Annotated in this window: 12 protein-coding genes; all 12 read left to right on the forward strand. The window is 48.4% G+C overall.

The annotated features are described in order from the left end of the window. Positions 1 to 1,065 (forward strand): (Fe-S)-binding protein (locus tag HY200_07885; GenBank protein ID MBI3594864.1); only part of this gene is annotated, 1,065 nt, incomplete at its 5' end. A 15-nt stretch (positions 1,066 to 1,080) separates the two neighbouring features. After that, positions 1,081 to 1,734: a fructose-6-phosphate aldolase gene (gene fsa / locus HY200_07890; GenBank protein ID MBI3594865.1), complete on the forward strand. Its 654-nt coding sequence runs from the start codon at positions 1,081 to 1,083 to the stop codon at positions 1,732 to 1,734. A 143-nt stretch (positions 1,735 to 1,877) separates the two neighbouring features. Next, positions 1,878 to 2,354, forward strand: a complete 477-nt coding sequence (gene rpiB, locus HY200_07895; GenBank protein MBI3594866.1) for a ribose 5-phosphate isomerase B — start codon at positions 1,878 to 1,880, stop codon at positions 2,352 to 2,354. Between the two features lie 11 nt (positions 2,355 to 2,365). Further along, the gene (locus HY200_07900) at positions 2,366 to 3,601 is read left to right on the forward strand and encodes a serine hydroxymethyltransferase (GenBank protein ID MBI3594867.1); all 1,236 of its coding nucleotides are present in this window, start codon (positions 2,366 to 2,368) and stop codon (positions 3,599 to 3,601) included. A 14-nt stretch (positions 3,602 to 3,615) separates the two neighbouring features. After that, complete coding sequence (locus HY200_07905) at positions 3,616 to 5,205, forward strand: APC family permease (protein ID MBI3594868.1); 1,590 nt, start codon at positions 3,616 to 3,618, stop codon at positions 5,203 to 5,205. Positions 5,206 to 5,488: 283 nt separating this feature from the next. After that, positions 5,489 to 6,016 (forward strand): universal stress protein, encoded by a 528-nt coding sequence (locus HY200_07910; GenBank protein MBI3594869.1) that lies wholly within the window; start codon positions 5,489 to 5,491, stop codon positions 6,014 to 6,016. Between the two features lie 16 nt (positions 6,017 to 6,032). Then, positions 6,033 to 6,431, forward strand: coding sequence for a TrkA family potassium uptake protein (locus HY200_07915; protein MBI3594870.1), 399 nt, complete (start codon positions 6,033 to 6,035; stop codon positions 6,429 to 6,431). A 14-nt stretch (positions 6,432 to 6,445) separates the two neighbouring features. Beyond that, entirely contained in the window at positions 6,446 to 7,102 is a 657-nt protein-coding gene (locus HY200_07920; GenBank protein ID MBI3594871.1) for an NAD-binding protein, read from the forward strand. 171 nt (positions 7,103 to 7,273) lie between these two features. After that, a complete protein-coding gene (gene nrdR, locus HY200_07925; protein MBI3594872.1) occupies positions 7,274 to 7,750 on the forward strand; it encodes a transcriptional repressor NrdR in 477 nt (158 codons plus the stop codon). Then, complete coding sequence (gene rsxC, locus HY200_07930) at positions 7,747 to 9,096, forward strand: electron transport complex subunit RsxC (GenBank protein ID MBI3594873.1); 1,350 nt, start codon at positions 7,747 to 7,749, stop codon at positions 9,094 to 9,096. Before nrdR ends, rsxC begins: the two co-directional genes overlap by 4 nt. Positions 9,097 to 9,258: 162 nt before the next feature. Then, on the forward strand, positions 9,259 to 10,224 hold the full coding sequence (locus HY200_07935) for an RnfABCDGE type electron transport complex subunit D (protein MBI3594874.1): 966 nt from the start codon (positions 9,259 to 9,261) through the stop codon (positions 10,222 to 10,224). Beyond that, a complete protein-coding gene (locus HY200_07940) occupies positions 10,211 to 10,825 on the forward strand; it encodes an RnfABCDGE type electron transport complex subunit G (GenBank protein MBI3594875.1) in 615 nt (204 codons plus the stop codon). The genes HY200_07935 and HY200_07940 overlap by 14 nt, the downstream gene beginning before the upstream one ends. Positions 10,826 to 11,007: the final 182 nt, after the last annotated feature.

Below are 11,007 nucleotides of genomic sequence, written 5' to 3' on the forward strand. Positions count from 1 at the left end.
ATGGGTATTTTGAACCGGTGGATCGCTTCGGGCGTCGCATGGGGACGTCCGCTCTATCCGCTTCTGAAAGGGCTTGACTTATTAAGGAGAATATTTTATGAAACGATCCCAGTCGAGAGCGTGATTGGGAAACTCCTTCCCTTTGTCAGAAATGGAAAGAAGAGGAATCTTCCTCCCGTTGCAAGAATTCCCTTTTACCGTCAGTTCCAAAAAAATAAGAGGCCTGCCCTGGCCGGTCTGCCCAAAGGGAGAGTCGCTTTTTTCCCGGGATGCGTCATCAATTTTTCGGAGACTGAAATTGGAAAGGCGACGGTAGAGGTATTAAACCATTACGGGATTGAAGTTCTTATTCCTCCCGTCCAGCTCTGCTGCGGAATTCCTTTAATTTCAATGGGGGAAAGAAGTTCCGCAAAAAAAATAGCTCTGAAAAACATGGAGATGCTCGAAGAGATGAAAGTTGATGCCGTCATCACTTCCTGCGCGTCCTGTGCCTATACCTTTAAGAAGGAATATCCCAAATTGTTTCCCGAAGATGAAAAACGCGTTGAAAAATTTCAGGCTCTGGTTTGGGATGTCCATGAATTCCTTTCTCAAAAAGTCGACATTACAACGGGATTGGGTGAAATTAATCAATCGGTCAGTTTTCATGATCCCTGCCATTTAAAAAGGGGCCTTGGCATTTCAGAATCGCCGCGAGAGATTTTAAAAGCCATTCCGGGAATTCAATTTAAAGAAATGAAAGACGCGGATCGCTGCTGTGGATTCGGAGGGATATTTTCGCTGAAGCACTATGACCTTGCCATGAAGGTTGCGGAGGAGAAGGTGGCTCGAATTGAAGAGAGTCAGGTTGAAACAGTAGCGACCGGTTGTCCCGGCTGCTCTCTCCATATCGGAGACGCCCTGACTCAGGCCGGAAACAAGACAGTGGTCCGGCATACAGTCCAGATTCTGGCCGATTCAATCCGGAGTCAGAAGGCGCCTTCCGGGAAGAAGGCTAATCCGCTTGACGCCCGGTCGAGGGAAAAGTCTGAAGCTGCCGAAATAGATTTTATAAAAATGAAATAAGAAAGGAAACTGCACATGAAGTTTTTTATTGATTCCGCAAATGTTGCCGAAATAAGGGAGGCGAATGACCTGGGGGTGATCGACGGGGTCACCACGAACCCTTCGCTCGTTTCGAAAGAGGGAAGAGATCTGAAAGGCGTTATTCGGGAGATCTGTTCGATTGTGAATGGACCGATCAGCGCCGAAGTCGTCGCACTTGATGCGAAAGAGATGGTGAAAGAAGGTCTGGAACTGGTGAAAATCCATTCCAATGTAGTGGTCAAGATTCCGATGACTTCTGAAGGGCTCAAGGCCATTAAAATTTTGAGCAAAGAGAATATCCGGGTCAATACCACCCTGATTTTCTCTCCGATCCAGGCCTTGATGGCGGCCAAAGCAGGCGCGGCTTATGTTTCTCCCTTTGTAGGACGCCTGGATGATATCGGCCATGTCGGAATGGACCTGATTCAGCAAATTGTCACGATTTTTACCAATTATGCGTTTAACACGGAAGTCCTGGTTGCGTCGGTCCGCAATCCGGTTCACTTGATTGACGCGGCCATGTTAGGAGCCCATGTTGCGACCATTCCCTATTCCGTTATTATGCAACTGACCAAGCATCCCCTGACCGACTCCGGATTGAATAAATTCCTCTCAGATTGGAACAAAAACCCGAAAAAAGGGTCATGAAAAAGGCTTGACTCCTCAATCCTCTCTAAGCTACCATCCCCATTTATCTTAATGGGACGGCCATTCTTCCATCGGAGCGTGGTTTAGGCTCGCGGTCCCCTCCTCTAACCTTCAAAGCGTCATAGCTGGATGTTCGAAAATAAATGGCGAATATCACTAAAATAATCATTGGATCCGATCACGCCGGGTTTGAATTCAAAAAAGAAATCGTCGGCCTGCTCCAGGCAAAAAAAATCGCTTTTGAAGATATAGGAAATCACACAAAAGATTCTTCAGACTATCCGGATACCGCAATTCTGGTCGGTGAAGCGGTTTCAGCCGGCAGAGCGGAACGAGGCATTTTGATCTGTGGATCCGGCGTGGGCATGTCGATCGTGGCGAATAAATTTCCCGGCGTTAGGGCGGCGCTGGTCACGGATGTCGAAACGGCCCGATTAAGCCGTCTCCATAATAATTCAAATGTCTTGATCCTGGGAGAAAGGGTTCTGGAACCTCAGAAGATTCCCGCTATTCTGTCGGTCTGGCTCGATGCTGAATTCGAAGGGGGGCGCCACCAAAGGCGATTGGAAAAAATCGAAGCGTTAGAAAAACAACTGTATCTTCACCCCCAAAAGAAATAAGAGGAAAGTCTATGTCATCCTTAAAAACGAGAGATCCGGAAATTTACCAGGCCATCGAACTGGAAAAGAAACGGGAAAAGGAGAAGATCGTTCTGATTGCGTCTGAGAATTATGCCAGTCCCGCGGTGATGGCGGCTCAGGGGTCCGTATTCACGAATAAATATGCGGAAGGGTATCCCGGAAGGAGATATTACGGCGGTTGTGAATTTGTCGATATCGCCGAACTTCTGGCGATTTCAAGAGCCAAGAAACTTTTCAATGCAGAACATGTTAATGTTCAACCTCACGCGGGTTCGCAGGCCAACATGGCGGTATATTATTCGGTTCTCAAGCCGGGCGACACCATCCTAGGGATGAGCCTTTCACATGGCGGACATTTAACTCACGGAAGCCCGGTCAGTTTTTCAGGAAATCTTTACAAAGTCGTTTCTTACGGAGTTCATCAATCGACAGCACTTATCAATTATGATGAAGTGGAAGAACTGGCTTTGCAATCGCGACCAAAAATAATTGTAGCTGGGGGAAGTGCCTATTCCCGAGTCATTGACTTTAAGCGATTTAGGGAAATTGCCGATAAGGTGGGAGCACTTTTTATGGTCGACATGGCCCATTTCGCCGGCCTGGTCGCCGCCGGAGTGCATCCCAATCCGGTTGAGTTTGCAGATTTTGTCACGACCACGACCCATAAGACCTTGAGAGGTCCAAGAGGCGGGATGGTTCTCTGCAGGGAGCAATTTGCCAAAGGAATCGATAAAGCGGTATTTCCTGGACTTCAGGGAGGTCCTTTAATGCATGTGATCGCGGCCAAGGCTGTTGCGTTTAAAGAGGCAATGGGAAAAGAGTTTAAAAGTTATCAGAAACAAGTTGTTTTAAATGCGCAGGCCCTCGCCAAAGCATTGTCTAAAAAAGGGTATCCCATTGTTTCAGGGGGGACCGATACCCATCTATTTCTTGTTGATTTGAGGGAGAAGTCTTATTCAGGAAAAGAAGCTGAAGCCGCCCTTGATGTTGCGGGAATCACCCTCAACAAGAATGCCATTCCCTTCGATCCCAAACCTCCGTTTGTGACCAGCGGTGTGAGAATCGGAACTCCCACAGTGACGACGCGCGGCATGAAAGTTCGAGAAATGGTTCAAATCGCCGATCTGATCGACTCTGTTCTCAAAAATCTCGACCGCCCGGAAGAATTTGAAAAGATCAAGAAACAGGTTAAAGCCCTCTGCAAAAAATTTCCGACCCCCTTTTGAGGCCTGATTTATCGATGAATGAGGTGGTCCAGCCCAAAAAGGTTATAAGCGGAGAGCCTAAGCAGGAACTCCGGAGAGATGTAACGATCTGGGGTTCCTATATGTGGGGATTCGCGGATGTCGGCGCGGATAGTTACGTTGCTCTCGGGCTTGTGATTGCCTATGTCCAGGGGGCCGCCGGGCTGGCCTTTGCTCTGGCCGGGATTGTTTATATCCTGATTGGCCTGGCCTATACCGAACTGGCTTCGGCCTATCCCGTTTCGGGTGGCGGTCCTTACTATTGCCTCCGTGGTCTCGGTGATTTCTGGGGTTTTGTCGGAGGATCCGCGCTGATGCTGGACTATACGATCGACATTGCTCTCTTTGCGGTGGCAAGTGCCGGATATGTTAATTTCTTTCTCCCCTATATCACGGGGCATTCGATAGATTACTTCGCATTTGATTTCGGCATGCTCCATCAGGTGAATCCTGTTTGGTGTATCGAATCACTTCTTATTATATTCTTTCTCATGATGCTTAATATCAAAGGGGTGCGGGAATCGTCGCTCCTGAACGAAGTATTAGGCGGCGTGACGATTGCCATGGAATCGCTTCTGGTCATCGTCGGTTTTGTTTTTGCGTGGAAGCCAGAGCTCCTGGTCGATCAATGGGTCCATCAGTTTCCCTCTTTCCATAATTTTATGTACGGGTCCTCTCTGGCCATCATCTCATTTGTTGGACTCGAGTCGATCTCCCAGGCGGCACAGGAAACGCGGCGGCCGGCTACGATCATCCCGAGAACGTCTATCACGCTGGTCTTTTCCGTTTTTATCTTTGCGCTTTCTCTCTCCATCCTGGGTTTGGGAGTACTTCCCTGGCAGGAATTCGCAAAACATGTGGATAATCCGGTAGCAGTGCTGGCAGGAGCCCTGCCAATGATCGGGCCTGTGGCCGGTATTCTCGCCGCGATGTTAGGAGCGATCATCCTCTTTATCTCTTCGAACGCCGGAATCATGGGCGCTTCCCGCCTTGCCTATTCGATGTCACAATTCAAGCTTATTTCATCCTGGTTTGACGTGGTCCATCCTAAATACCATACGCCGGTACGTACCATTATGGTTTTCTCTCTGGTCGGAGTCGTTCAGACATTTCTTTCGTTTCTTTCTCCCAGTGCGATGGATACCCTGGGCAATATGTATGCATTTGGCGCCTCATTAGGTTATACCATGGTCTTTATTGCACTCATCAAACTGAGGTTTTCTGATCCCTACAGTCCAAGACCCTACCGGATGCCGTGGAATATCAAATTGAAATATAAGGGAGAGGTGGTTTACCTTCCCATTCTGGCTTTTATTGGCATGTTGGGGATTAGTTTGATCCTGTTTGAAGTGATCCTGACCCATGCGATCGGCCGGATTGCAGGACCGGCCTGGATTCTCCTCTGTTTCGGGTATTACGCCTGGTACCGGAAGAAAATGGGGTATCCGATATTTAAGAGCCTTGAACGGGACTGGGAAAAAGAGCAGCTCATGGTTCTCACTGCCGCAGAGGAGTTTGAACTGGTTGAAGAATATAAAAGTGCTTTGGCGGAACGGGATAAACTGGCAGGGGCCCGATCCAAATGAAAACCCGCCTTTCGAAAATATTTTTGACACTCCGCTGGGTCGATTTTTTCCAGTTTGCACATTCTGTGGCTTTTGTCAGCTTTGGTTTTTTGATACTCTTCCGTCTGGGTGTGCGGTCTTCATTTATGGGATACCTCGTAGGCGGATCATTTTTTCTGTTCGGGTTATACCGGTTAAGATATTTTGTCCGCTATTTTAGCAGAGCTTATTTAGAAACACGGAAAAATTCTCCAACTCTCTGACAATGGGATTCCAGGCGCATTTAATAGGAATCATGCTGGCCATGATCTTTTCTTCTACGATGGGGGCATTTCTTTGGTGGATGCTTCATCCGCCTCGTCAGGTGGGAGAGGCAGCGGCGAAAGCCCGGCATTCCCTGTTTGCCGTCAAAAAGATTCTGGTTCCAACCAGCGGATTTCCTTATTCAGAAAGGGGAGTAGAACTCGCCTGCAGGCTGGGTCAGGAACAAAAGGCTGAAATCTTTCTTGCTTATATTATGGAAATACCGAGGACCATGCCGCTTGGCATTCCGCTACCGGATCTGGAGCTGAAAGCAAAAGAAGCCCTGGAGAGAGCCGATTCTATTGTCGTACTTCATGGATTGAAAACCGACAAAATGATTCACCGTGCTCGAATCGCCGGTGAGGAAATTTCCAGAATTGCCAGAGAGAATGATGTGGATATGATTGTTCTCGGGATCCGATCTCACATCGGGTTGACGGAGAATATTTTGGGAAGAACGTCGGATGTCCTGTTGCGGCACGCGCCTTGTGAGGTGATAATCGATAAACTTCCGGGAGAAAATTATTGAAGATTGAGGCAGAAAAATGAGAATAGTGGTAATCGGTTCAGGAAGATTGGGCGCTTCTGTGGCTCGAAATCTGGCAAAGGAGAGTCATCAGGTGACGATCGTTGACAAGGACGAGGCAAAATTTAGAAATCTGGGAGAAGAGAGTGCCGTCCGGAAAATGACTGGAAATATTTTTGGCGAAGAGATACTGGAACAGGTCTTCGGCGATAAAACGGATATTGCCATTGTGGTGACGGGCAAGGATGATATCAATATCATGATCGGCCAGATGATCAAACTGAAAAGAAATGTCGGAAGGGTGATCGTCCGCATATTTGATCCACCCCTGGCGGAAGTGTACCAGAAACTTGGACTTGAAACGATCTGTCCAACCAATTTTGCCCTGGACAACATTATTAACCTGGTTCATCGATAAGAGAAGAAACCTTTATGTATATTATTATTGTTGGAGCCGGAAAAGTGGGTGCCAACCTGGCGTCGCTACTTCTCGCCCAGGGACACGAAGTCCTGTTAATCGAGAAGGACCGTGCAAAGATTCCAGAACTGAGGAACACGTTTGGAGAGTCCGTCATGGAAGGGGCGGGATCCAGGGTCCAGGTTCTGAAAGAAGGAGGTGCCAACCGGGCGGATGTTGTGGTCGCCGTAACCGAAAAGGATGAAGATAATCTCGTGATATGCCAACTTGCCAAAACTATTTTTCATTGTAGAAGAACCATTGCACGTGTACATGATCCGCGACATGAAGATGTGTTTGTAAAACTGGGCGTCGATGCCACAGTGAGCTCAACCCGAATTATCGATTCGCTCATCGAGGAACAGGTTCAGGCAGAGGATATGGTCATACCCCTTTTGACCTTACGTGGCGGAAGCGTAGAAATTATCGAATTTGAACTTTCTCCCAACTCCCACGCCATCGGGAAAAAGTTAAAGGATATCAAACCCTCAGAAGGATCCATTCTTATATCGATCTTAAGAAAAGATGACGTGATTCTGCCGAAAGGAGAGACCGAATTGCAGGCTGGAGACCGGGTGGTTGCGCTGATCAAAAAAGGGACCGAAGCGGGGATCAAAACGGTCCTGTCCTGATTTTTTTCAGAATTGAAACATTTTTCCGGGCCTGGGTTTCATCTTTGAAATATCCCCTCTTTTTCAATCAAAAAGGCTGATTCTTCAGGCCAAAACTTCCTTGACTTCTCGCTGGATCCATTGCTAATATTTAGCCCCCGCTGCAGTTTTTTAAAGTGATGAGAATATAAAGTGCGTTGTCCCTTTTGCAATCACGTTGAGGATAAAGTCGTTGATTCCCGGCTCAGCAAAGAAGGGGACGTGATTCGCAGGCGGCGAGAATGCATCTCCTGCGAAAGGCGTTTTACGACTTACGAGCGCGTCGAGGGAAATTTTCCGATGGTAATCAAGAAGGATGGACGGAGGGAGACTTTCGAACGCCAGAAGATTCTTCAGGGTTTAAAGAAAGCGTGTGAAAAAAGACCGGTGAGCATGTCTCTCCTGGAGGAGTCTGTAACCCAGATTGAGAAAAAAATTCAGGAAATGGGAGAGTCGGAAATTCCAAGCAACATCATCGGAGAAGAGGTGATGCGTAAACTCCATGATCTTGATCCGGTTGCTTATGTCCGGTTCGCATCGGTTTATCGGGAATTTAAAGATATCAATGAATTTATGAGCGAATTAAAGGACTTATTAAAAAAAGAAGACAGGAAAGAGATATCCCCATGATCATAAAAGGAAAGAAATTTCCCGGAGGGATCCACCCTTTTTATGGCAAGGAATTTACCCAGGGGGGAGCGACTGAGACACTTCCTTTGCCGGATAAAGTGATTATCCCGCTCAGCCAGCATATCGGAGCCCCTTGTAAACCCCTGGTTGCGATCGGGGCATTGGTTAAAAAGGGCGAGTTGATTGGAGAGACGACCGGAACCATTGCCGCACCCATCCATGCCTCCCTGTCCGGAAAAGTGACCCAGGTCGCTCCTTCTCCTCATCCCAGCGGAAATCAGATCCTTTCCATTACCATCGAGTCTGATAAGCAGGACGAATGGATCGGGGATTTTGAAGAGCATCCTGATTATCTGAACCTTGATCCGGACACGACTAAGAAGATCATTACCAAAGCGGGAATTGTGGGACTGGGAGGAGCGGCTTTTCCGACCCATGTCAAGCTGAACCCTCCCAAAGACAAGAAAATTCACACCTTGATTCTAAACGGCGTGGAATGTGAACCGTATCTGACCTCCGATCACCGCCTGATGGTTGAACAGCCCCAGGAGGTCATTGAAGGGTTAAAGATTTTAACCCGGATCCTCGGAATTAAAAAAGCCTATATCGGCATCGAAGACAACAAACCTGACGCCCTTCGTATTATGGAAGAAGCGGTCGGTCGGGAAGGAGATCGGCTTGTCGAAACGAAAGTCGTTGAACTCGAGACGAAATATCCCCAGGGGGGGGAAAAACAGCTGATTCAGGCGATTCTGGGACTTGAGGTTCCAAACGGAGGTCTTCCGATGGATCTCGGCCTGGTGGTCCAGAATGTTGGAACAGCGGCGGCGGTCTACGAAGCTGTTCGTTTCGGAAGACCCCTGATTGACCGGATTATAACCGTAACGGGAAGAGGTGTCATGCAGCCGAAGAACCTGCGTGTCCGGATCGGCACGCGGGTTGAAGATATTATCAATTACTGCGGCGGTTTTGCAGGGGAGCCGGGAAAGGTTATCATGGGCGGCCCGATGATGGGACCTGCCCAGTTTACACTGGATACCCCCGTGGTGAAAGGGACCGGCGGCATTCTGATTTTTCCGAAGGAAGAGGTTTCCATCGAGGAGAGCAGGGCCTGTATCCGGTGCGCCGCCTGTATCGAAGCCTGTCCGGTCGGACTACTTCCCAATATGCTTTCGGTCACCGCGGAAGTCCTGAATTTTACCGAGGCGAGAAAATATCATCCCCTGGCCTGCATTGAGTGCGGGTGTTGTTCCTATGTCTGCCCTTCGCGCAGGCCGATTGTCCACCAGATCCGCCACATCAAGATGGATCTGGCATCGACAAAGAAAAAAGTTGTGATGGTTTAATGAAGCTGATTATCTTCAATAACCGGTTGTTCCGATTTCGTATCAATCATCCGTTTCAATCTGGAATGAATCATGTCTGAAAATGTAGAAGAAATAAAGACGCCCGTCCCCCAACCTAAGCCGGTACCGGCGCAGCCAAAAGCAAAGCCCGCTGACAAAGAGATGGTCCTGGGAATCTGGCCCCACGTCCGGACCGAAACCAACGTCAACCGGATAATGTATACGGTCATCGCGACTCTGATTCCTGCAGCCCTGGCCGGAATTTATCTATTTGGATGGAGCGCTATCCAGGTCATACTGGTCTCGATCCTGGCGGCCCTCATCACGGAAGCGGGAATGCAAAAGGCGCTCAAACAGAAGATTACCATCATCGATGGAAGTGCGGTCCTGACCGCATTATTACTGGCGATGACCCTTCCTCCTGGTTCACCCTGGTGGATGACCGTGCTAGGTTCTTTCTTCTCGATCGCGATTGGAAAACAGATTTACGGAGGATTGGGATACAATCCTTTTAATCCGGCTCTGGTCGGGAGAGTGGCACTGCTGATCGGATTCCCCCTGCAGATGACGACCTGGGAAAATATTCATCCTTTCCTCTCCGGCGCCGATGTGACCACAGGTGCTACCCCGCTTGGAGTGGTTCAGGTGGCCCGACTTTCCCATAAACCGGTGCCTGATGCGGATACCCATCAATTCTGGAATATGTTTATCGGAAATACGATGGGGAGTCTGGGTGAAACGTCTGACCTCCTTCTTCTTCTGGGGGGAGTTTACCTCTTATATAAACATTACATTACCTGGCATATTCCGGTCTCCATGATCGGGACGGTCGCCGCGTTTAGCGGAATATTCTGGTTGATTGATCCGGCGCACTACGCGAACCCGCTCTTTCATGTGCTATCGGGAGGTCTAATGCTGGGTGCGATCTTTATGGCGACCGATATGGTGACCTGTCCGAATACGCCGAAGGGACAACTGGTGTTTGGTGCCGGATGCGGCCTATTAACCGTGATTATCCGGATGTGGGGCGGATACCCGGAAGGGGTTTCGTTTGCCATCTTACTGATGAATAGCCTGACGCCGATGATTGACCGCTATATTCAACCTCATCTATATGGAGCGAAATAAGGTGGGCGGAATCAATAAACTGGTCATCGCATTAACTGCCGTCTGTATGGGCGCCGCTTTCATTCTCGGAGGGGTTTATGCCTTTACGAAGGACAATATCGCGAAGCAAAAGAGAGAAAAAAAGATCCGCTCGTTAAAATCGGTACTCCCTCCGACGGATAATGAAATTGACAAGGACTTTGTCGAGGTGGATCAGGGAAAAGACGCAAGAGGAAATCCGGTTAAAATCACGCTATACCATGGAACGAAAGAGGGCAAACTGGTTGGAACCGCGTTTTCAGTTGTTGCCCATGACGGGTATACCGGAGATATCGAATTCATGCTGGGGGTGGCTCCTGACAAGTCGATTACGGGAATTGAAATTATATCCCATAAGGAAACACCCGGTCTGGGAGACAAGATTACTAAAGAAAAATGGCGGAATGAGTTTAAAGGGATTGCCCTGGAGACCAAAACCGATAAAGGGAGCCCTTTCCTGGATGTGAAAAAGGATGGGGGAGGAATTGATCAATTTTCGGGAGCGACGATATCTCCCAGAGCGGTGGTCAAGGCGGTCAGGGAAGGCCTCAAGATATACCAGGAAGCTGCATCTAAGTCTTAAAAAAGTTTGAACCTCTATTTGACACCAAATTCAAAGGAATGGTATCATTAGGTTTAATGACGAATTCACTTAATTTGTAGGATGCCCCGGGCATAATAAAGCGATTGAATAGCCAGTAAATGGAGAGATTTTATGTCAGACGTCAATAAAATGGCCGTAGAAATAACCGATATTCAACCGGG

This window comes from Nitrospirota bacterium, assembly GCA_016194305.1.
Classification (GTDB): Bacteria; Nitrospirota; Nitrospiria; order JACQBW01; family JACQBW01; genus JACQBW01.

Bases quoted from the DNA above. Each gene is read 5' to 3' on its own strand.
- rpiB (MBI3594866.1), top strand. From the start codon at position 1,878: ATGGCGAATATCACTAAAATAATCATTGGATCCGATCACGCCGGGTTT.
- HY200_07910 (MBI3594869.1), top strand. From the start codon at position 5,489: ATGATCTTTTCTTCTACGATGGGGGCATTTCTTTGGTGGATGCTTCAT.
- fsa (MBI3594865.1), top strand. From the start codon at position 1,081: ATGAAGTTTTTTATTGATTCCGCAAATGTTGCCGAAATAAGGGAGGCG.
- HY200_07915 (MBI3594870.1), top strand. From the start codon at position 6,033: ATGAGAATAGTGGTAATCGGTTCAGGAAGATTGGGCGCTTCTGTGGCT.
- HY200_07900 (MBI3594867.1), top strand. From the start codon at position 2,366: ATGTCATCCTTAAAAACGAGAGATCCGGAAATTTACCAGGCCATCGAA.
- HY200_07905 (MBI3594868.1), top strand. From the start codon at position 3,616: ATGAATGAGGTGGTCCAGCCCAAAAAGGTTATAAGCGGAGAGCCTAAG.
- HY200_07940 (MBI3594875.1), top strand. From the start codon at position 10,211: ATGGAGCGAAATAAGGTGGGCGGAATCAATAAACTGGTCATCGCATTA.
- HY200_07935 (MBI3594874.1), top strand. From the start codon at position 9,259: ATGGTCCTGGGAATCTGGCCCCACGTCCGGACCGAAACCAACGTCAAC.
- rsxC (MBI3594873.1), top strand. From the start codon at position 7,747: ATGATCATAAAAGGAAAGAAATTTCCCGGAGGGATCCACCCTTTTTAT.
- HY200_07920 (MBI3594871.1), top strand. From the start codon at position 6,446: ATGTATATTATTATTGTTGGAGCCGGAAAAGTGGGTGCCAACCTGGCG.